Source organism: Paraburkholderia sp. D1E (assembly GCF_052682275.1).
This window is the reverse complement of the sequence record NZ_JBQYMB010000001.1, coordinates 4,810,702-4,833,186: the sequence shown is the minus strand read 5'-3', so window position 1 is coordinate 4,833,186 and position 22,485 is coordinate 4,810,702. Positions and strand designations below refer to the sequence as shown.

The 22,485-nt window shown below is 58.6% G+C and carries 19 protein-coding genes; all 19 read right to left on the bottom strand.

Going from position 1 to position 22,485, the window contains the following annotated elements:
- Window positions 1-2 precede the first annotated feature (2 nt).
- Complete coding sequence (rpsC, locus tag ACUN0E_RS21550) at window positions 3-809, bottom strand: 30S ribosomal protein S3 (RefSeq protein WP_011490053.1); 807 nt, start codon at window positions 807-809, stop codon at window positions 3-5.
- Between the two features lie 11 nt (window positions 810-820).
- Window positions 821-1,153, bottom strand: coding sequence for a 50S ribosomal protein L22 (gene rplV / locus ACUN0E_RS21545; RefSeq protein ID WP_197070230.1), 333 nt, complete (start codon window positions 1,151-1,153; stop codon window positions 821-823).
- A gap of 7 nt (window positions 1,154-1,160) precedes the next feature.
- Entirely contained in the window at window positions 1,161-1,436 is a 276-nt protein-coding gene (gene rpsS / locus ACUN0E_RS21540; protein WP_054036552.1) for a 30S ribosomal protein S19, read from the bottom strand.
- Window positions 1,437-1,446: 10 nt separating this feature from the next.
- Window positions 1,447-2,274: a 50S ribosomal protein L2 gene (gene rplB / locus ACUN0E_RS21535; protein WP_408241249.1), complete on the bottom strand. Its 828-nt coding sequence runs from the start codon at window positions 2,272-2,274 to the stop codon at window positions 1,447-1,449.
- Window positions 2,275-2,276: 2 nt separating this feature from the next.
- Window positions 2,277-2,591, bottom strand: a complete 315-nt coding sequence (rplW, locus tag ACUN0E_RS21530; RefSeq protein WP_007180135.1) for a 50S ribosomal protein L23 — start codon at window positions 2,589-2,591, stop codon at window positions 2,277-2,279.
- Complete coding sequence (gene rplD, locus ACUN0E_RS21525; RefSeq protein ID WP_007180136.1) at window positions 2,588-3,208, bottom strand: 50S ribosomal protein L4; 621 nt, start codon at window positions 3,206-3,208, stop codon at window positions 2,588-2,590. The genes rplW and rplD overlap by 4 nt, the downstream gene beginning before the upstream one ends.
- Complete coding sequence (gene rplC, locus ACUN0E_RS21520) at window positions 3,208-3,867, bottom strand: 50S ribosomal protein L3 (RefSeq protein ID WP_027800367.1); 660 nt, start codon at window positions 3,865-3,867, stop codon at window positions 3,208-3,210. Before rplC ends, rplD begins: the two co-directional genes overlap by 1 nt.
- Window positions 3,868-4,068: 201 nt before the next feature.
- The gene (gene rpsJ, locus ACUN0E_RS21515) at window positions 4,069-4,380 is read right to left on the bottom strand and encodes a 30S ribosomal protein S10 (protein WP_091019600.1); all 312 of its coding nucleotides are present in this window, start codon (window positions 4,378-4,380) and stop codon (window positions 4,069-4,071) included.
- A 126-nt stretch (window positions 4,381-4,506) separates the two neighbouring features.
- Window positions 4,507-5,697 (bottom strand): elongation factor Tu, encoded by a 1,191-nt coding sequence (gene tuf / locus ACUN0E_RS21510; RefSeq protein WP_063497539.1) that lies wholly within the window; start codon window positions 5,695-5,697, stop codon window positions 4,507-4,509.
- Window positions 5,698-5,744: 47 nt separating this feature from the next.
- Window positions 5,745-7,847: an elongation factor G gene (gene fusA / locus ACUN0E_RS21505; RefSeq protein WP_408241253.1), complete on the bottom strand. Its 2,103-nt coding sequence runs from the start codon at window positions 7,845-7,847 to the stop codon at window positions 5,745-5,747.
- A gap of 133 nt (window positions 7,848-7,980) precedes the next feature.
- Window positions 7,981-8,451 carry a 30S ribosomal protein S7 gene (gene rpsG / locus ACUN0E_RS21500; protein ID WP_006053291.1) on the bottom strand — a complete coding sequence of 157 codons (471 nt, stop codon included), beginning with the start codon at window positions 8,449-8,451 and terminating at the stop codon, window positions 7,981-7,983.
- A gap of 181 nt (window positions 8,452-8,632) precedes the next feature.
- The gene (gene rpsL, locus ACUN0E_RS21495; RefSeq protein ID WP_006998493.1) at window positions 8,633-9,013 is read right to left on the bottom strand and encodes a 30S ribosomal protein S12; all 381 of its coding nucleotides are present in this window, start codon (window positions 9,011-9,013) and stop codon (window positions 8,633-8,635) included.
- Window positions 9,014-9,234: 221 nt separating this feature from the next.
- Window positions 9,235-11,082, bottom strand: a complete 1,848-nt coding sequence (gene recQ, locus ACUN0E_RS21490) for a DNA helicase RecQ (RefSeq protein ID WP_445567913.1) — start codon at window positions 11,080-11,082, stop codon at window positions 9,235-9,237.
- Window positions 11,083-11,286: 204 nt separating this feature from the next.
- Complete coding sequence (gene rpoC, locus ACUN0E_RS21485) at window positions 11,287-15,525, bottom strand: DNA-directed RNA polymerase subunit beta' (protein WP_408241258.1); 4,239 nt, start codon at window positions 15,523-15,525, stop codon at window positions 11,287-11,289.
- A gap of 21 nt (window positions 15,526-15,546) precedes the next feature.
- Window positions 15,547-19,653: a DNA-directed RNA polymerase subunit beta gene (rpoB, locus tag ACUN0E_RS21480; protein ID WP_445567912.1), complete on the bottom strand. Its 4,107-nt coding sequence runs from the start codon at window positions 19,651-19,653 to the stop codon at window positions 15,547-15,549.
- Between the two features lie 370 nt (window positions 19,654-20,023).
- Complete coding sequence (gene rplL / locus ACUN0E_RS21475) at window positions 20,024-20,395, bottom strand: 50S ribosomal protein L7/L12 (protein WP_172318043.1); 372 nt, start codon at window positions 20,393-20,395, stop codon at window positions 20,024-20,026.
- Window positions 20,396-20,458: 63 nt separating this feature from the next.
- Window positions 20,459-20,962: a 50S ribosomal protein L10 gene (rplJ, locus tag ACUN0E_RS21470; RefSeq protein ID WP_054043370.1), complete on the bottom strand. Its 504-nt coding sequence runs from the start codon at window positions 20,960-20,962 to the stop codon at window positions 20,459-20,461.
- A gap of 301 nt (window positions 20,963-21,263) precedes the next feature.
- Window positions 21,264-21,962, bottom strand: a complete 699-nt coding sequence (rplA, locus tag ACUN0E_RS21465) for a 50S ribosomal protein L1 (RefSeq protein WP_408241263.1) — start codon at window positions 21,960-21,962, stop codon at window positions 21,264-21,266.
- Window positions 21,963-22,394: a 50S ribosomal protein L11 gene (rplK, locus tag ACUN0E_RS21460; protein WP_074262715.1), complete on the bottom strand. Its 432-nt coding sequence runs from the start codon at window positions 22,392-22,394 to the stop codon at window positions 21,963-21,965.
- Window positions 22,395-22,485 lie beyond the last annotated feature (91 nt).

The following is a 22,485-nucleotide window of genomic DNA, read 5'->3' as shown; positions in this document are numbered from 1 at the left end:
CGTTATTCTCCAGTCTTCCCGCCGTCGCCGGCACCGCCAGCACGACGAGGAGCGCCACGGCGTGCACCTGCCGGGCCACCACCTTCACCATCGCGACGCGGACGGCGATCGCCACCCGGACGTGCGTTGCGGCGCGGACGCTTTTCTTCGGCGACTTCTTCAACCACCGGTGCGTCGTTGCGGCCAAGCGTGTCGCCCTTGTAGACCCACACCTTCACGCCGATGATGCCGTACGTCGTCTTCGCTTCCGAAGTCGCGTAGTCGATATCAGCACGCAGCGTATGAAGGGGCACGCGACCTTCGCGATACCATTCCGTACGAGCGATTTCGATACCGTTCAGGCGGCCAGCGCTCATGATCTTGATGCCTTGAGCACCCAGACGCATTGCGTTTTGCATCGCACGCTTCATCGCGCGGCGGAACATAATCCGGCGCTCGAGTTGTTGCGTGATCGAGTCAGCGATCAGTTGCGCATCGGTTTCCGGCTTGCGGATTTCTTCGATGTTGACGTGGACCGGAACGCCCATGCGGCGTTGCAGTTCCGACTTCAGCAGCTCGATATCCTCGCCCTTCTTACCGATGACGACACCCGGACGCGAACTATAAATCGTGATACGCGCGTTTTTCGCCGGACGCTCGATAACGACGCGACCAACCGAAGCGTTTTTCAGCTTCTTCTTCAGGTATTCACGAACACCGATGTCTTCCTGCAACATCGCCGCGAAATTGTTGTTGTTCGCGTACCAACGCGACGCCCAATTGCGGCTGACGGCCAAACGGAAGCCAGTCGGATGAATTTTCTGTCCCATCGTATGACCCCTTAATTCCCGACCGTCACAGTGATGTGACAGGATTGCTTCTCGATGCGGTTACCACGGCCTTTAGCGCGCGCGGTAAAACGCTTGAGCGATGCAGCCTTGTCGACCATGATGCTCGTTACTTTGAGCTCGTCGATATCGGCGCCTTCGTTGTGCTCCGCATTCGCGATCGCCGACAGCACGACCTTTTTCACGATTCCCGCAGCCTTCTTCGGCGAGAACGTCAGAACGTTCAACGCCTTGTCGACCGGCAAACCGCGGATCTGGTCAGCCACAAGGCGCGTTTTCTGCGCCGAGATGCGGGCACCGCGATGAATTGCTTTCACTTCCATCATGAGCCCCTTATTTCTTAGCCTTCTTGTCGGCTGCATGACCCTTGAACGTCCGGGTCAATGCAAACTCGCCAAGCTTGTGGCCGACCATGTTTTCCGAGATGTACACCGGGACGTGTTGACGGCCGTTATGCACAGCAATCGTCAGACCGATGAAATCCGGCAAAATTGTCGAACGACGCGACCAGGTTTTGATCGGCTTCTTGTCACGCGCAGCGGCTGCCGACTCAACTTTCTTCAGCAAATGGGCGTCGCAGAACGGACCTTTTTTTACAGAACGTGCCATTGCCTACTCCTTAACGCTTGTGACGGCGCTGGACGATCATGCTCGTCGTGCGCTTATTGCTGCGGGTGCGATAACCCTTAGCAGGCGTGCCCCACGGGCTCACCGGATCGCGACCTGCAGCCGTCTTGCCTTCACCACCACCGTGCGGGTGATCGACCGGGTTCATTGCAACGCCACGCACCGTCGGGCGGATACCGCGCCAGCGATTCGCGCCAGCCTTACCGATTTGACGGAGGCTATGCTCTTCGTTGCCAACTTCACCAATCGTCGCGCGGCATTCAACGTGAACGCGGCGGATTTCACCTGAGCGCAGGCGGACCTGTGCGTAGATGCCTTCACGAGCCAGCAACATCGCCGATGTGCCAGCCGAACGCGCCATTTGCGCGCCCTTGCCCGGCAGCATTTCGATGCAGTGAATCGTCGTACCGACCGGAATGTTGCGAATCGGCAGCGTGTTACCTGCGCGGATCGGAGCTTCCGAACCCGACATCAGTTGCTGACCAACCGCCACGCCCTTCGGAGCGATGATGTACTTGCGCTCGCCGTCTGCGTACAGAACCAGCGCGATGTTCGCGCTACGGTTCGGATCGTACTCGAGACGTTCGACCTTAGCCGGAATGCCATCCTTCGTGCGACGGAAATCGACGACACGATAGTGATGCTTGTGACCACCACCCTTATGACGCGTGGTGATGTGGCCATTGTTGTTACGGCCAGCGGTCGAGGATTGCGAATCGAGCAGCGGTGCAAACGGCTTGCCCTTATGCAGATCCTTGTTGACCACTTTGACCATCGCACGGCGACCCGGCGAAGTCGGTTTAACTTTAACGATTGCCATGATTACTTGGCCTCCGCTTCAAAGTTGATTTCCTGGCCGGGCTTCAGGCAGACGTACGCCTTCTTCACGTCCTTGCGCTTGCCCATGAAGCGGCCAAAGCGCTTGGCTTTGCCCTTCGAGACCAGCACGTTGACGGAATTGACTTCCACCTTGAACAGCAGCTCGACTGCAGCTTTCACTTCCTGCTTCGTGGCATCGGGCGCGACTTCGAACACAACTTGTTCGTTCTTGTCGGCCACCAGCGTCGCCTTTTCGGAGATCACCGGCGCGAGCAGGACCTGCATCAAACGATGATCGTTCTTGCGAATCTCGCTCATGACAGCAACTCCTCGATCTGGGCGACCGCAGCCTTCGTGATCAGGATCTTCTTGAAGTAGATCAGCGACAGCGGGTCGGCGTAACGCGGCTCGACAACTGCCACATGGGCGAGATTGCGCGACGCGAGGTACAGGTTTTCGTCAACCGTGTCGGTAATCACCAGCACGGAGTCGAGACCCATCGCCTTGAATTTTTCGGCCAGCAGCTTCGTCTTCGGCGCTTCGAGCGTCAGCTCGTCGACCACCGAGATGCGGCCTTCGCGGGCCAGCTGCGAGAAGATCGAGCAGAGACCTGCGCGATGCATCTTCTTGTTGACCTTGTGCGAAAAGTTTTCTTCCGGCGAATTCGGGAAGATCCGGCCACCGCCGCGCCACAACGGGCTCGACGACATACCGGCACGGGCACGGCCCGTACCCTTCTGGCGCCACGGCTTCTTGGTCGTGTGCTTGACTTGCTCACGGTCCTTCTGCGCGCGGTTACCGCTACGGGCATTCGCTTGATACGCCACCACTACCTGGTGAATCAGGGCTTCGTTGTAATCGCGACCGAACACTACGTCCGACGCGCTAACGCCTGCACCTTCCTGACCATTGGCATTCAGGAGCTTAAGTTCCATTATTTCGCTCCTTTCACGGCACGCGTCTTCACGGCCGGCGTAACGAATACCTTGCCACCCTTCGCACCCGGAACGGCGCCCTTGACCAGCAACAGCTTGCGGTCAGCGTCGATACGAGCGATTTCGAGGTTTTGCACGGTTACCGTATCGTCACCCATGTGACCGGTCATGCGCTTACCCGGGAAAACACGACCCGGATCCTGCGCCATACCGATCGAACCCGGCACGTTGTGCGAGCGCGAGTTACCGTGCGATGCACGGCCGGATGCGAAGTTGTAACGCTTGATGGTACCGGCGTAGCCCTTACCGATCGACACGCCTTGCACGTCGACCTTCTGGCCTACTTCGAACAGATCGGGACCGACCACGGTGCCGCTCGACAACTCGGCAGCCTTGGCAGCATCGATCTGGAATTCTTTGAGGATTTCACCGGCTTGAACACCGGCTTTGGCGAGATGACCGGCCAACGGCTTCGTCACACGCGATGCACGGCGCGTACCGAATGCAACCTGCACGGCGGTGTAGCCGTCGGTTTCAACAGTCTTGATCTGCGTCACGCGGTTGTCGGACACGTCCAGCACGGTAACGGGAATCGAATCCCCTTCTGCCGTGAAGATACGGGTCATGCCAACCTTGCGACCTACGAGTCCAAGGCTCATCGTTTTCTCCATTCCCGACTGCGATTGGTCGGGGCTAATTTACAAAATGCCGGTGCCGTTTCGGGCATGAATTCATGCTGCAGCACACCGACTTTTTTGCGCAAATGCGCGAAAAGCCTTGCATTATAGCGAGGCTTTTCGTTTTGCGCAAGCAATCAATGACTTAGCGTTGTCCAGCACTTCGGACAACCTCTGGAAGCCTTATTGCAGCTTGATTTCCACGTCCACGCCAGCCGGCAGGTCCAGCTTCATCAGTGCGTCAACGGTCTTGTCCGTCGGATCGACGATGTCCATCAGGCGTTGATGCGTACGGATTTCGAGCTGATCGCGCGACGTCTTGTTGACGTGCGGCGAACGCAGGATGTCGAAACGTTGAATGCGGGTCGGCAGCGGCACCGGACCACGAACGATTGCGCCCGTCCGCTTTGCCGTGTCGACGATTTCTGCTGCCGATTGATCGATCAAGCGATAGTCGAAAGCCTTCAGGCGAATGCGGATTTTTTGATTCGGCATGACAATTCCTTGGAAAGAGCGAGGCGGTATTGCGCCGCCAGATAGCAAAAGAACGTAGAGCCGGACACCCGCCATGGGGCGGCGCCCGGCTCCGGGCACCACTTATTGCAACTTCAACCCCCGATTTTACTCGAGAATCTTGGCAACGACACCAGCACCGACCGTACGGCCGCCTTCGCGAATTGCGAAGCGCAGACCTTCTTCCATCGCGATCGGGTTGATCAGCTTCACCGTGATCGACACGTTGTCGCCCGGCATAACCATTTCCTTGTCCTTCGGCAACTCGATCGAGCCCGTCACGTCCGTCGTACGGAAGTAGAACTGCGGACGATAGTTGTTGAAGAACGGCGTGTGGCGGCCGCCTTCGTCCTTGCTCAGCACATACACTTCAGCCGTGAAGTGCGTGTGCGGGTTGATCGAGCCCGGCTTCGCCAGAACCTGACCACGCTCCACGTCTTCACGCTTCGTGCCGCGCAGCAGGATACCCACGTTGTCGCCTGCCTGACCCTGGTCGAGCAGCTTGCGGAACATTTCCACGCCCGTGCAGGTCGTCTTCACCGTCGGCTTGATACCCACGATTTCGATTTCTTCGCCGACCTTCACGACGCCGCGCTCAACGCGACCCGTCACCACCGTGCCGCGACCCGAGATCGAGAACACGTCTTCCACCGGCATCAGGAACGCACCGTCAACTGCGCGCTCCGGCGTCGGGATGTACGTGTCCAGCGCGTCGGCCAGATTCATGATCGCCACTTCGCCCAGCTCGCCCGTGTCGCCTTCCAGCGCCAGCTTGGCCGAACCCTTGATGATCGGCGTGTCGTCGCCCGGGAAGTCGTACTTCGACAGAAGTTCACGAACTTCCATCTCGACGAGCTCCAGCAGCTCAGCGTCGTCCACCATGTCGCACTTGTTCAGGAACACGATGATGTACGGAACGCCAACCTGACGCGCCAGCAGGATGTGCTCACGCGTTTGCGGCATCGGGCCGTCTGCGGCCGAGCACACCAGGATCGCGCCGTCCATCTGCGCTGCGCCCGTGATCATGTTCTTCACATAGTCAGCGTGGCCCGGGCAATCGACGTGTGCGTAGTGGCGGTTAGCCGTTTCGTACTCGACGTGCGCCGTGTTGATCGTGATACCACGTGCCTTTTCTTCCGGCGCCGCGTCGATCTGGTCGTATGCTTTCGCTTCGCCGCCAAACTTCTTGGTCAGAACCGTCGTGATCGCTGCCGTCAGCGTGGTCTTGCCGTGGTCAACGTGACCGATCGTGCCGACGTTCACGTGCGGCTTGGTCCGTTCGAATTTACCTTTAGCCATGTTTCTCTTCTTTCAAAAAGTTAATCGTTGAATGACTTGCCGCGCGATTACTTCGACTTCGCGTTGATGATCGCTTCAGACACGTTGCGCGGTGCTTCGGAGTAGTGCTTGAACTCCATCGTGTACGTTGCACGGCCTTGGCTCAGCGAACGCAGCGAAGTCGAGTAGCCGAACATTTCCGACAGCGGAACTTCAGCGCGAACGATTTTGCCGCCGCCGATCATGTCTTCCATGCCCTGAACAATACCGCGACGGCCCGACAGATCGCCCATCACGTTGCCCATGTAGTCTTCCGGCGTTTCGACTTCGACGGCCATCATCGGTTCGAGGATGACCGGCTGAGCCTTGCGCATTGCTTCCTTGAACGCCATCGAACCGGCCATGCGGAACGCATTTTCGTTCGAGTCAACATCGTGGTACGAACCGAACGTCAAGTGAACCTTCACGTCAACGACCGGGAAGCCTGCCAGCACGCCAGCCTTCAGCGTTTCCTGGATACCCTTGTCGACTGCCGGGATGTATTCACGCGGAATCACACCACCCTTGATCTCGTCCAGGAACTCGTAGCCCTTGCCTTGCTCATTCGGCTCGAGCGTGATGACCGCGTGACCGTACTGGCCGCGACCACCCGACTGCTTGACGAACTTGCCGTCGACGTCTTCCGCTTTGCCGCGGATCGTTTCGCGGTAAGCAACCTGCGGCTTGCCGACCGTTGCTTCGACGCCGAATTCACGCTTCATCCGGTCGACCAGAATTTCGAGGTGGAGCTCGCCCATACCCGAAATAATGGTTTGACCCGATTCTTCGTCTGTTTGAACGCGGAACGACGGATCTTCCTGAGCCAGACGATTCAGCGCCAGACCCATCTTTTCCTGGTCGGGCTTCGTCTTCGGCTCAACAGCCTGCGAAATCACCGGCTCCGGGAAAATCATGCGTTCAAGCACGATCGGGTGCAGCGGATCGCACAGCGTGTCACCCGTGGTCGCGTCTTTCAAGCCAACTGCAGCAGCGATGTCGCCTGCGTGCACTTCCTTGATTTCTTCACGCTGGTTTGCGTGCATCAACAGAATACGACCGAGACGTTCCTTCTTGTCCTTGGTCGCGTTCAGCAGCGTGTCGCCCGACTTCGTCGTACCCGAGTACACACGGAAGAAGATCAACTGGCCGACAAACGGGTCGGTCATGATCTTGAACGCGAGGGACGAGAACTTCTCGTCGTCAGCTGCGCGACGCTCGGCCTTTTCACCGTTTTCGAGTTCACCCGTAACCGGCGGAATGTCGATCGGCGACGGCAGGAAGTCGAGCACGGCGTCCAGCATCCGTTGCACACCCTTGTTCTTGAACGCGGTACCACACAGCATCGGCTGGATTTCGCACGCGATCGTACGGTCGCGCAGACCCTTGATGATTTCCGCTTCCGTCAGTTCGCCCGACTCGAGGTACTTGTTCATCAGGTCTTCGTTCGACTCTGCCGCCGCTTCGACCATCTTCTCGCGCCATTCATTGCACGTGTCGAGGAGCTCAGCCGGGATTTCTTCGTACGAGAACTTCGTGCCTTGGGACGCTTCGTCCCAAATGATCGCCTTCATCTTCAGCAGATCGACCACGCCCGTAAACGTTTCTTCTGCGCCGATAGGTACAACGACCGGAACCGGGTTCGCCTTCAGACGCAGCTTGAGCTGGTCGTAAACCTTGAAGAAGTTCGCGCCGGTACGGTCCATCTTGTTGATGAACGCGAGACGGGGAACCTTGTACTTGTTAGCTTGACGCCACACGGTTTCCGACTGCGGCTGCACGCCGCCCACTGCGCAGTACACCATGCATGCACCGTCGAGCACGCGCATCGAGCGCTCAACTTCAATCGTGAAGTCAACGTGGCCCGGGGTGTCGATGATGTTGATGCGGTGCTCAGCACGGTCGCCGGCCATGCCTTTCCAGAATGCCGTGGTAGCAGCGGACGTGATCGTAATGCCGCGTTCCTGCTCCTGCTCCATCCAGTCCATGGTGGCAGCGCCGTCGTGAACTTCACCAATCTTGTGGTTCACGCCGGTGTAGAACAGGATGCGCTCGGTCGTCGTCGTTTTGCCGGCGTCGATGTGAGCGCTAATACCGATGTTACGGTAGCGCTCGATAGGTGTCTTGCGAGCCACTTTAATCCTCAATTGGGATGACGCGATGCGAGAAAATACCCATCGCGCTGTAACACAAACGGGCGAGGCGCTTTGTAAGCGCACCCGCCCGGAATTTCTTTCCGTTTTTCTGCTAAACCCGGGTTCGGGAAGCTTAGAAACGGAAGTGCGAGAACGCCTTGTTGGCTTCTGCCATCCGGTGAACTTCGTCGCGCTTCTTCATCGCGCCGCCACGGCCTTCGGCCGCTTCGGAGAGTTCACCTGCCAGACGCAGGGCCATCGACTTCTCGCTGCGCTTCTTCGCGGCTTCACGCAACCAACGCATCGCCAATGCCATACGACGCGACGGACGCACTTCGACCGGAACCTGATAGTTCGCACCACCAACGCGGCGGCTCTTAACTTCGACCACCGGCTTGACGTTGTTGAGCGCTACCGTGAACACTTCCAGCGGGTCCTTGCCACCCTTGGTCTGGATCTGTTCGAAAGCGCCGTACACAATGCGCTCAGCAACCGACTTCTTGCCGGAGAGCATCAGCACGTTCATGAACTTAGCTACATCTACGTTACCGAACTTCGGATCCGGCAACACTTCCCGCTTGGGGACTTCGCGACGACGCGGCATGTTTCTTCCTTTACTTTTCAGTTGGAGCTGTTTATCAGCCCCGCGGCCACCAACTAACCCGATTCATCCCTAACGACTTACCAGCCTGGTCGGGTGACCACTTACTCGACAGCACCGGCGATTCCGGCACCACCGCTATTACCGCCTTTACAGGCGACCTGAAACTACATTGACCGGCTAATTACTTGCCAGCCTTGGCACGCTTCGCGCCGTACTTCGAGCGAGCTTGCTTACGATCCTTGACGCCCTGGGTATCCAGCGAGCCGCGAACCATGTGGTAACGCACACCCGGCAAGTCCTTAACACGGCCGCCGCGAATCAGCACGACCGAGTGTTCCTGCAGGTTGTGGCCTTCACCACCGATGTACGAAATGACTTCGAAGCCGTTCGTCAGGCGCACCTTGGCAACCTTACGAAGTGCCGAGTTCGGCTTCTTAGGCGTCGTGGTGTACACACGGGTGCACACGCCACGCCGCTGGGGGCAGTCCTGCAAAGCCGGGCTCTTGCTCTTCGTCGTTTCCGACGCGCGGCCTTTGCGAACCAGTTGATTGATGGTTGGCATTGTTTATTCCTGAAATTGAACAAAATCGACGCATCTGTTTCCGGGCAAAGCAGAAACGATTGCGCATCGAACTCCCGGACCAAGGTGTCAGCGCACGAATTCACTTCGCGCACAGGCATTCCAAGAACCGGAACCTAGCATAATATTCTGAAAATGCTAAGCGAGTCAACAGGTTGCAATGTTTCGCACGCCTGCCGACCTCAAACAGCGCTCGCCGGGTCTCAGTCGGCGGCGACAACTTCCAGCAATTCGTCGCCGAAACGGTCGAGTTTGCGCGCACCCATGCCAGGAATACCACGCAAATCCTCGATGGAATCGGGACCGTTGCGGGCAATTTCCGCCAGCGTGGCGTCGTGGAAGATGACATAGGCCGGCACGCCATCGCTCTTCGCCGTCTCCGTGCGCCAGGTGCGCAGGCGCTCCCAGCGGGCACGCTCGCGCGGGCCCATACCGATCGTCGGGTCGGCCCGCTCGCTTGTGCGACTGGACGACTGACGTGTACGCGTGGGCTTCACATAGCGGCGCATCGTGACATTCTGCTCGCTCTTCAGCACGGCTTTTGCAGCCTCAGTCAGTACCAGCGAGCCGAAACCTTCGTGGTCGACGGTGAGGTAGCCGAATGCGACGAGCTGACGGAAGATAGCGCGCCACTCGGGCTCGCCGAGCGCGGCGCCGACTCCGAACGTGGTCAACTTTTCGTGGCCACGTTGCAGGATCTTCTCGCTGCGGTTGCCGCGGAGAATGTCAATCAAGTGCCCGGCGCCGAAATGAAAGCCGCTCGCCCGCTGCGCGCGGAATACGCAGGACAGCGCCATCTGCGCTTCGCGCGTCGCGTCCCATGTGTCGGGCGGTTCGATGCAGTTGTCACAGTTGCCGCAAGGCTTGCTCGATTCTCCGAAATACGCGAGCAACCGCACCCGGCGGCAGGTCGCCGCTTCGCACAGGCCAAGTAAAGCGTCGAGCTTGCCTGTCTGAACACGCTTATGCGCATCGTCGGCGTCGGACTCGTCAATCATCTTGCGCTGCTGCACGACGTCGCCAAGACCGTATGCCATCCAGGCATTGGCGGGCATGCCGTCGCGGCCGGCGCGACCGGTTTCCTGATAGTAGCCTTCAACGCTCTTCGGCAAATCAAGGTGAGCCACAAATCGCACGTCCGGCTTGTCGATACCCATACCAAAGGCGATCGTCGCGCACATCACAATGCCTTCCTCGCGCTGAAACATCTCCTGATGCTTCTGGCGGATTTCGAACTCCATGCCGGCGTGGTAAGGCAACGCACGCATGCCTTTCTCTTTCAACCACTCGGCCGTTTCTTCGACCTTGCGCCGCGACAGGCAATACACCACGCCGGCGTCGGTCGTTCCGTCTGGCCTCGAATGTTCGGCGCGAATGAAGTCGAGCAGTTGAGCGCGCGCATTGTCTTTCTCGACGATGCGGTAACGGATATTGGGCCGATCAAAACTCGAAACGAAGATGCGCGCGTCATCAAGCGCGAGACGGTGGATGATTTCATCGCGTGTGATCGCGTCGGCGGTCGCGGTGAGCGCGATGCGCGGCACGTTCGGAAAGCGCTCGTGCAGCACCGACAGCTGAATGTATTCAGGACGGAAATCGTGACCCCATTGCGATACGCAATGCGCTTCGTCGATTGCGAACAGGCCGATGCGCGTGCGCTCGAGCAGTTCCTGGAAACGGGGCGTCATCAACCGTTCCGGTGCCACGTACAACAGATCGATTTCGCCTTCGCGCAACGCGCGCTCGGTCGCCATCGCTTCCGCGCTCGACAGCGTCGAGTTCAGGTACGCGGCGCGCACACCGACTTCCGTGAGCGCGGCGACCTGGTCCTGCATCAATGCGATCAGCGGGGACACCACAATCCCCGCTCCGCATCCAGCTTCGCGCCGCACCAGTGATGGGATCTGATAACACAACGACTTGCCGCCGCCCGTCGGCATCAGCACGAGACAATCGCCGCCGCCGGCGACGTGCTCGACAATTTCGCCCTGCTGTCCTCTGAACGCGGGGTAACCGAAGACTTCGTTGAGGATTTCGAGCGGACGGGACATGAGAATTTGAGAGAAGCAGCGTAATGCCGGTGACACGAATTTTACCAACCGATTCGTGCTGCGCCCGCGCTTTGCACAAACGTTAGCCGTTTGGCCTTCGAATCCACAAAACCGCACAAAAATGAGGCGCATAAAAAAAGCCGCTCAGTCGAAACTGAGCGGCTTCGCTGGCTGGTGAGCCCGAGCGGCTTGCGCCGCCGGGACTCACTCGCCTGAGTGCTGCTGTTCGGCGGCCGGAGTTTCCGGCGTACCGAATTCGAACGACTCTTCCGCTGCGATCTGATCGAAACGCTCGCGGTCGGACAGTTCCTTGCTCTTGCGTGCCTTGTGGAACGCGAGACCCGTACCAGCCGGAATCAGACGACCAACGATCACGTTTTCCTTCAGCCCGCGCAAATCGTCGCGCTTGCCCATGATCGCTGCTTCGGTCAGCACGCGAGTCGTTTCCTGGAACGACGCCGCGGAGATGAACGAATCGGTCGACAGCGATGCCTTCGTGATACCGAGCAGCACGTTGTCGTAGGTTGCCGGGATCTTGTCTTCCGCAGCCATCCGGTCGTTCTCGTCGAGCATATCCGAGCGCTCGACCTGTTCGCCCATGATGAAGCGCGTGTCACCGTTATCGACGATCTGCACACGGCGCAGCATCTGACGGACGATCACTTCAATGTGCTTGTCATTGATCTTCACGCCCTGCAGACGATACACGTCCTGCACTTCGTCCACGATGTAGCGCGCCAGCGCTTCGACGCCCTGCAAACGCAGGATGTCGTGCGGATCAGCCGGCCCGTCGACAATCATTTCGCCCTTGTTGACGACCTGACCATCGTGCACCAGAACCTGCTTTTCCTTCGCGATCAGGAACTCGTGCTGATTGCCTTCGAGGTCCGTGATAACGAGACGCTGCTTGCCCTTCGTGTCCTTACCGAACGACGTCGTGCCCGTGACTTCCGCCAGAATACCGGCGTCCTTCGGCGAGCGCGCTTCGAACAGTTCGGCCACACGCGGCAGACCACCGGTAATGTCGCGAGTCTTTTGCGATTCAACCGGGATACGTGCCAGCACTTCACCGACCTGCACTTGCTGACCGTCCTTCACGGTGATCAGAGCACCGACCTGGAAGCCGATCTGCACCGAGTGCTCGGTGTTCGGGATCTTGACTTCTTCGCCGTTCGCGTCGAGCAGCTTGACCTGCGGACGCACCGTCTTCGACGCTTGCGAACCGCGGCGCTTCACGTCGATCACGACCAGCGTCGAGAGACCCGTCACATCGTCGATCTGCTTGGCAACCGTCACGCCTTCTTCGACGTTTTCGAACTTCACCATACCACCGTACTCGGTGATGATCGGACGCGTCATCGGATCCCACGTCGCCAGTTGCGTGCCGGCCTTGATCTGCGCACCGTCCAGTTGCAACAGCGTCGCGCCGTACGGCACCTTGTGACGTTCACGCTCGCGGCCGTGGTCGTCGGTGATCATGGCTTCGCCCGAACGCGAAATGACGATCTGCTCGCCCTTCGCGTTGGTAACGTAACGCATGGTCGCAGTGAAACGCACCGTACCGTTCGACTTGGCTTCAACCGACGAAGCCACTGCCGCACGCGACGCCGCACCACCGATGTGGAACGTACGCATCGTGAGCTGCGTGCCCGGTTCACCGATCGACTGAGCAGCGATCACACCGACTGCTTCGCCAACGTTGACCGACGAGCCACGACCCAGGTCGCGGCCATAGCAGGCTGCGCACAGACCGTAACGCGTTTCGCAAGTAAGCGGCGTACGCACGCGCACTTCGTCGATGCCGAGGCGTTCGATTTCTTCGACCGCGTCTTCGTCGAGCAACGTGCCCGTTTCGTACAGCGTTTCCTGCGATTCAGGATTGACGACGTCAGCCACCGTCACGCGACCGAGGATACGGTCACGCAGTGCTTCGACGACTTCACCGCCTTCGACCAACGCCTTCATGGCGACGCCGTTGGACGTACCGCAATCGTCCTCGACCACCACCAGATCCTGCGTCACGTCGACCAGGCGACGCGTCAGGTAACCCGAGTTGGCCGTCTTCAGTGCCGTATCAGCCAGACCCTTACGTGCACCGTGGGTCGAGATGAAGTACTGCAACACGTTCAGGCCTTCACGGAAGTTCGCCGTAATCGGCGTCTCGATGATCGAGCCGTCCGGCTTCGCCATCAGTCCACGCATACCGGCCAGCTGACGAATCTGAACTGCGGAACCACGAGCACCCGAGTCCGCCATCATGTAGATGGAGTTGAACGATTCCTGACGCGTTTCGTTGCCGTCGCGATCGACCACCGGTTCCGTCGACAGCTGTTCCATCATCGCCTTGCCGACCGCTTCCGACGTTGCCGACCAGATGTCGACCACGTTGTTGTAGCGCTCTTGCGACGTGACGAGACCCGACATGTACTGACGGTCGTATTCCTTCACCTTCTTCGCAGCATCGCCGACGATCTGTTCTTTTTGCGGCGGCACGAGCATGTCGTCGACGCAAATCGAAATACCGGCGCGCGTGGCCAGACGGAAACCCATCTGCATCAGCTGGTCGGCAAAAATCACCGTCTCACGCAGACCGCACTTGCGGAATGCGGTGTTGATCAGACGCGAAATTTCCTTCTTCTTCAGCGGCTTGTTCAGCACCGAGAACGGCAGACCCGGCGGCAGAATTTCCGACAGGATCGAACGGCCAACGGTCGTCGGATACAGCGTAATCTTCGGCACGAACTTCGGCGCGCCTTCCGACGTGTCTTCGTTATGGACCATTTCCGTGATCCGCACGTTGACGCGCGAGGCCAGCTCGACTTCCTTGTTCTCGTAAGCGCGCAGTGCTTCCGACACGCCGGTGAACGTCAGGCCTTCGCCCTTGGCATTCACAGCTTCACGCGACGCGTAGTACAGGCCGAGCACGATATCCTGCGAGGGCACGATCGACGGATCGCCGTTGGCCGGGAACAGGATGTTGTTCGACGCCAGCATCAGCGTACGCGCTTCCATCTGCGCTTCAAGCGACAGCGGCACGTGCACAGCCATCTGGTCACCGTCGAAGTCGGCGTTGAACGCCGCGCAAACGAGCGGGTGCAGCTGGATAGCCTTACCTTCGATCAGCACCGGCTCGAAAGCCTGAATGCCAAGGCGGTGCAGCGTCGGCGCACGGTTCAGCATGACCGGATGCTCGCGGATCACCTCTTCGAGGATGTCCCACACCACGGCTGTCTGATTCTCGACTTCCTTCTTCGCAGCCTTGATGGTGGTAGCAACACCCATCACTTCCAGCTTGTTGAAGATGAACGGCTTGAACAGTTCGAGCGCCATCAGCTTCGGCAGACCGCACTGATGCAGCTTGAGCGTCGGGCCGACCACGATCACCGAACGACCGGAGTAGTCAACGCGCTTACCGAGCAAGTTCTGACGGAAACGACCGCCCTTACCCTTGATCATGTCAGCGAGCGACTTCAGCGGACGCTTGTTCGCGCCGGTCATTGCCTTACCGCGACGACCGTTGTCGAGCAGCGAATCGACAGCTTCCTGCAGCATCCGCTTTTCGTTGCGGACGATGATTTCAGGCGCCTTCAATTCGAGCAGACGCTTCAACCGGTTGTTACGGTTGATCACGCGGCGATACAGGTCGTTCAGGTCCGACGTCGCGAAACGGCCGCCATCCAGCGGCACCAGCGGACGCAGTTCCGGCGGCAGCACCGGCAGCACTTCGAGCACCATCCAGTCCGGCTTGATGCCCGAACGTTGGAAAGCCTCGAGCACCTTCAGGCGCTTCGCGTACTTCTTGATCTTCGCTTCCGAACCCGTGTTCTTGAGTTCAGTGCGCAGCATCTCGACCTGTTCGTCGATGTTGATCGCGCGCAGCAGTTCGCGAACGCCTTCCGCGCCCATCTCGGCACGGAATTCGTCACCGTACTCTTCGACCTTGTTGTAGTAATCCTCTTCGGTCATGATCTGCCGCGCTTTCAGCGGCGTCATGCCCGGGTCGATCACCACGTATGCTTCGAAGTACAGCACGCGTTCGATGTCGCGCAGCGTCATGTCGAGCACCATGCCCAGACGCGACGGCAGCGACTTCAGGAACCAGATGTGAGCGACCGGCGAGGCCAACTCAATGTGGCCCATCCGTTCGCGACGCACCTTCGCGAGCGTCACTTCGACGCCGCACTTTTCACAGATCACGCCACGATGCTTCAGGCGCTTGTACTTGCCGCAAAGGCATTCGTAGTCTTTGATCGGCCCGAAGATCTTCGCGCAGAACAGACCATCGCGTTCCGGCTTGAACGTCCGGTAGTTGATGGTTTCCGGCTTCTTAACTTCACCGAACGACCACGAACGGATCTTGTCTGGCGAGGCCAGACCGATCTTGATCGCGTCAAAAACTTCAGGCTGTTGGACTTGCTTGAATAGATCGAGCAGAGCTTTCATTGCTTTCTCTCCGTAGTCCGATTAGTTGCGGTCGAGGTCGATATCGATACCGAGCGAGCGGATTTCCTTCACGAGCACGTTGAAGGATTCCGGCATGCCAGCGTCGATCACGTGATCACCCTTGACCAGGTTCTCATACACCTTGGTCCGGCCCGCCACGTCATCCGACTTCACCGTCAGCATTTCTTGCAACACGTACGATGCGCCGTACGCTTCGAGCGCCCACACTTCCATTTCACCAAAACGCTGGCCACCAAACTGCGCCTTACCGCCCAACGGCTGCTGCGTCACGAGCGAGTACGGGCCCGTGGAACGTGCGTGCATCTTGTCGTCGACCAAGTGGTGCAGCTTCAGGTAGTGCATGTAGCCGACAGTCACCGTGCGTTCGAACATCTCACCCGTGCGGCCGTCATACAGACGCACCTGGTTCTTCGACGGCGTCATGCCGAGATTCTTAGCGATGTCGTCCGGGAATGCCAGATCCAGCGCGCGCGACATTTCTTCTTCCGTCGCACCGTCGAACACCGGCGTTGCAAACGGCACGCCTTCGCGCAGGTTCTTCGCCAGTTCGACGATTTCGTCGTCTGTGAAGCTGTCCAGCTCTTCAGCACGGCCCGACTCGTTGTAGATCTTGGTCAGGAATTCGCGCAGTTCAACGATCTTCGCCTGACGCTGCAGCATTTCGGCGATACGCCAGCCGAGACCCTTCGCGGCCCAACCCAGATGTACTTCGAGAACCTGACCCACGTTCATCCGCGACGGCACGCCGAGCGGATTCAGCACGACGTCAGCCGGACGGCCATCGGCCATGTACGGCATGTCTTCGATCGGAACGATCTTCGACACCACACCCTTGTTACCGTGACGGCCGGCCATCTTGTCGCCAGGCTGCAGACGACGCTTCACAGCCAGATACACCTTGACCATCTTCAGCACGCCCGGCGGCAGTTCGTCGCCTTGCGTGAGCTTCTTGCGCTTTTCTTCGAACGCCAGATCGAACTGGTGACGCTTCTGTTCGATCGAGTCCTTGATCGCTTCGAGCTGTGCCGCTGCTTCTTCGTCCGCGAGGCGGATATCGAACCAGTGGTAGTGGTCGAGATCTTCCAGGTAAGCCTGGTCGATCTTGGTACCCTTCGCGAGCTTCTTCGGTCCGCCGTTCGCGACCTTGCCGGTCAGCATACGTGCGAGACGCTGGAATGCATCGCCTTCCACGATACGCAGCTGGTCGTTCAGGTCGAGGCGATAACGCTTCAGTTCATCGTCGATGATCTGTTGCGCACGCTTGTCGCGCTGAATGCCTTCACGCGTGAACACTTGCACGTCGATCACGGTGCCGCTCATGCCTGACGGCACGCGCAGCGACGTGTCCTTCACGTCCGAAGCCTTCTCACCGAAGATCGCGCGCAGCAGCTTTTCTTCCGGCGTCAGCTGGGTTTCGCCCTTCGGCGTGACCTTACCGACCAGCACGTCGCCTGCTTCGACTTCCGCGCCGATATAGACGATGCCCGATTCATCGAGACGGCCGAGTTGCACTTCAGCCAGGTTCGAGATGTCGCGCGTGATTTCTTCCGGTCCGAGCTTCGTATCGCGAGCTACGACGTTCAGTTCTTCAATGTGGATCGACGTGTAACGGTCGTCAGCAACCACCTTCTCCGAGATCAAAATCGAATCTTCGAAGTTGTAGCCGTTCCACGGCATGAACGCGACCAGCATGTTCTGGCCGAGAGCCAGTTCGCCGAGGTCGGTCGATGCACCGTCAGCCAGCACGTCGCCGCGCGACACGATATCGCCGACCTTCACGATCGGGCGCTGGTTGATGTTCGTGTTCTGGTTCGAACGCGTGTACTTGATCAGGTTGTAGATGTCCACGCCGACGTCGCCAGCAACGGCTTCATCGTCGTTCACGCGGATCACCATACGGCCTGCGTCGACGTAATCGACCACACCACCGCGGAATGCCTGAACCGTCGTACCCGAGTCGACTGCCACCGTGCGTTCGATACCCGTACCAACCACGGCCTTTTCAGGACGCAGACACGGCACAGCCTGACGCTGCATGTTCGAACCCATCAATGCGCGGTTCGCGTCATCGTGCTCGAGGAACGGAATCAGCGATGCTGCCACCGACACGATCTGCGACGGCGCCACGTCCATGTACTGGATGCGGTCCGGCGTAACCATCAGCGTTTCGCCTGCTTCACGCGACGACACCAGTTCGTCGGTCAGCGAGCCGTCAGCAGCCACCGCCGCGTTCGCCTGAGCGATCACGTAACGGCCTTCTTCGATCGCCGACAGATAGTCGATCTGATCGGTCACCTTGCTGTCCACAACCTTGCGATACGGCGTTTCGAGGAAGCCGTATTCGTTCAGGTGCGCGTACAGTGCGAGCGAGTTGATCAGGCCGATGTTCGGACCTTCCGGCGTTTCAATCGGGCACACACGACCGTAGTGAGTCGGGTGCACGTCGCGGACTTCAAAACCAGCGCGCTCACGCGTCAAACCGCCCGGGCCAAGTGCCGAAACACGGCGCTTGTGGGTGATTTCCGACAGCGGGTTGGTCTGGTCCATAAACTGCGACAGCTGCGACGAACCAAAGAACTCGCGAATCGCCGACGAAATCGGCTTCGAGTTGATCAGGTCGTGCGGCATCAGGTTTTCGCTTTCGGCCTGGCCGAGGCGTTCCTTCACAGCACGTTCCACACGCACGAGACCTGCGCGGAACTGGTTTTCCGCCAGTTCGCCGACGCAACGCACACGACGATTGCCCAAGTGGTCGATATCGTCCACTTCGCCCTTGCCGTTGCGCAGTTCGACCAGGATCTTGATCGTTGCGAGGATGTCGTCGTCTTGCAGCGTCATCGGACCGACGATTTCGTCGCGACCGACACGGCGGTTGAACTTCATACGACCCACCTTGGAGAGGTCGTATGCGTCTTCGCTGTAGAACAGACGGTTGAATAGCGCCTCGACTGCTTCTTCGGTCGGCGGTTCGCCCGGACGCATCATGCGGTAGATCGCGATGCGAGCGGCCATCTTGTCCGCGGTTTCGTCGATACGCAGCGTCGACGAGATGTACGGACCTTGATCCAGATCGTTCGTGTAGAGCGTCTGGATGTCTTTGATCTTCGATTCGCGGAGCTTCTCGAGGACGGTTTCGGTGATTTCGTCGTTCGCGTTAGCGATGACTTCACCCGTGTCGCCGTCGACGACGTTCTTCGCCAGCACGCGGCCGAGCAGATAGTCTTCCGGAACCGAGATGAATTTCGTCTTCGCGTTGTCGAGATCGCGAATATGCTTGGCGTTGATCCGCTTGTCCTTCTGGACGATCACGCTGCCGTCACGATCCGTAATATCGAAACGTGCGACTTCACCACGCAGACGCTCCGGCACGAATTCCATCTGCGCGCCTTCCGGCATCAGCGTGAAATTGTCGAACACGAAGAAGTTTGCGAGGATCTGTTCCGGCGTCAGGCCAATCGCCTTCAGCAGGATCGTGACCGGCATCTTGCGGCGGCGGTCGACGCGGAAGTACAGCACGTCCTTCGGATCGAATTCGAAGTCGAGCCACGAACCGCGGTAAGGAATGATACGTGCCGAGAACAGGAGCTTGCCCGAGCTGTGCGTCTTGCCCTTGTCGTGTTCGAAGAACACGCCCGGCGAACGGTGCAGCTGCGAAACGATCACACGTTCCGTGCCGTTGATCACGAACGAACCAGTCGGCGTCATGAGCGGAATTTCGCCCATATACACTTCTTGTTCCTTCACTTCCTTGACGACCGGCTTGCTCGGCGACTCCTTGTCGAGCAGCACCAGACGCACTTTCGCGCGCAGTGCCGAGCAGTAAGTCAAACCGCGCTGCTGACATTCCTTGATGTTGAATGCCGGCGGCGACAGCATGTAGCTGACGAACTCCAGACGTGCGAACCCGTTGTGCGAAACAATCGGGAAAACGGATGTAAACGCAGCCTGCAGGCCTTCCGGCTTGCGCTGCGTGGACGACGTGTCTGCTTGCAGAAACGTGCTGAATGATTCAAGCTGGGTAGCCAGCAGGAAAGGTACTTGGTGAACGATGGGGCGCTTCGCAAAACTCTTGCGAATGCGCTTCTTCTCGGTGAAGGAATATTGCATACGATCTCCGAATCACGGCGGGCATTGTTGTCGAGGCAGGATACCTTGATGAGACAACCCGAGTGTTCACCGACTGAGACCCGATGGCCGTCCGATGGCCTGAACGAGCCTAGAAGCTTGGTGGTTGGCCGCTACCAACCGCTGGCTGACGGCAGCGGATGCCTGTGTTGCCCGCTACCCGACCAAACTTGCCTTCTGCAGTCGCTTCAGAAGACAAAGAGAAACACCGGTCAATACTGCCGATAGACGATTCTCTTTGGCCTCTGGGGCCCCTGTTCTTGCCGAAATCGGCTGGCAAAAACGTGGTCCCCACAAAGCACAAAAAGGCCGGCGGTGGAAAACCGCCAGCCTTCGCACAACGCGCCGAAACTTACTTGATTTCAGCCTTCGCGCCGGCTTCTTCCAACTTCTTCTTGGCTTCTTCAGCAGCAGCCTTCGGTACCGATTCCTTAACAGGCTTCGGTGCACCGTCAACCAAGTCCTTCGCTTCCTTCAGGCCGAGACCCGTCAGTTCACGAACAGCCTTAATGACCGAAACCTTGTTCGCACCGACTTCCGTCAGGTTGACAGTGAATTCGGTTTGCTCTTCAGCGACAGCTGCAGCTGCGCCTGCCGGGCCTGCCACTGCAACAGCAGCTGCCGACACGCCAAACTTTTCTTCGAACGCCTTAACCAGCTCGTTCAGTTCCAGAACCGACATCGAGCTTACTGCCTCGAGGATGTCATCTTTTGCGATTGCCATTTGAAATACTCCTAAATTGAATTCGGATACAGCCAGCGATCAATCACGCTCGACTGAAGTGCGTTACGCAGCAGCTTCTTCGCCTTGTTTCTTTTCTGCCAGCGCGGCCAGAGCGCGCGCAAAGCCGGAAACAGGTGCTTGCATAACGTACAACAGCTTGGAGAGCAGTTCTTCGCGGCTCGGGATGTTTGCCAGCGCTTGCACGCCAGCCTTGTCCATCACCTTGCCTTCGTAGGAACCAGCCTTGATGATCAACTTGTCATTGCTTTTGCCGAAGTCGTTGACGACCTTAGCAGCAGCAATGGCATCTTCCGAGATGCCGTAGATCAGGGGACCGGTCATCTGCTCTGCCAAAGAAGCAAACGGGGTACCTTCAACAGCGCGACGCGCCAGCGTGTTCTTCAACACACGAAGGTAAACCTGTTGCTCACGCGCTTTCGCGCGCAGCTTGGTCAGATCGCCAACCGTGATCCCACGATACTCAGCCAGAACCACGGTCTGGGCTTTCGCGACTTGCGCGGCAACCTCAGCGACGACGGCCTGCTTGCTTTCTTTATTGAGTGGCACGGTTAACCTCCAGATTCGATACACGCAGCGTGCGCCTTGTGTACCGCGTTCAATAACGGCGTCCGACCAGTCAGGAGTATTTCGACCGCCCGATCCCCACATTTCTGCGGACATCCAACGGCTTCATCACTACAAAACCTTTTCGGGTTCGCCATCTGCGTTGGCTTTACATTAAGGGACCGCCTACCTGCTGCGTTCCCGCCAACGGTCTTTGACAACCGGCCGCACGATGCAAACTGCCATCTTGCGACCGCCCAAAGCCCATAAAACCGCCTCGACTCACATCGAGGCGATGAATTTATTACTGTGCTGCGATCGATGCCTGGTCGACGCGAACGCCAACACCCATCGTGCTCGACAGCGCAACTTTACGCAGGTACACACCCTTGCTCGTTGCCGGCTTCGCCTTTTGCAGCGCGTCGACCAGAGCGTTCAGGTTGCTACGCAGAGCCGTCGGCTCGAACGAAGCACGGCCGATCGTGGCGTGGATGATACCGCCCTTGTCGACACGGAATTGCACCTGGCCAGCCTTGGCGTTCTTGACGGCAGTCGCGACGTCCGGCGTAACCGTGCCAACCTTCGGGTTAGGCATCAGGCCGCGCGGGCCGAGAATCTGACCGAGCGTACCGACAACGCGCATCGTGTCCGGCGAAGCGATCACAATATCGAAGTCCAGCTTGCCAGCCTTGACTTGTTCAGCCAAGTCTTCCATCCCGACGATTTCTGCGCCAGCTGCACGAGCTTGCTCGGCCTTTTCACCTTGTGCGAACACGGCCACACGAACCGACTTACCAGTACCAGCCGGCAGTACGACCGAACCGCGAACCACTTGGTCCGACTTCTTCGCGTCGATGCCGAGTTGCACTGCAACGTCGATCGACTCGTCGAACTTCGCGCTTGCGCATTCCTTCACGAGCGACAGAGCTTCGTCGACCGCGTACAGCTTTTGACGATCAACCTTGGCTGCAAATGCTTGCAGACGCTTTGAAAGCTTAGCCATTTACACGCCCTCCACGGTGATGCCCATCGAGCGGGCGCTACCAGCGATTGTACGAACCGCTGCGTCCAGATCAGCCGCCGTCAGATCAGGCATCTTGGCCTTGGCGATATCTTCAGCTTGAGCGCGAGTGATCTTGCCGACCTTATCGGTATGCGGCTTGGCCGAACCCTTGTCGATCTTCGCTGCCTTCTTGATCAGAACCGTAGCCGGCGGCGTCTTCAGAACGAACGTGAAGCTCTTGTCCGCGAACGCGGTGATCACGACCGGAATCGGCAGACCCGGTTCCATAGCTTGAGTCTGCGCGTTAAACGCCTTGCAGAACTCCATGATGTTCAGGCCGCGCTGGCCCAGTGCCGGACCGACCGGCGGCGACGGGTTGGCTTTACCTGCAGGAATCTGCAGCTTGATAAAGCCGATGATTTTCTTTGCCATTTTGAAAACCTCTTAGGAACGCCGCCGTGGTACAAGCGGACATTCAGTGAGTAGTAGCGCGCGTTCGCCGGAAAACAGACTACTTACGCTC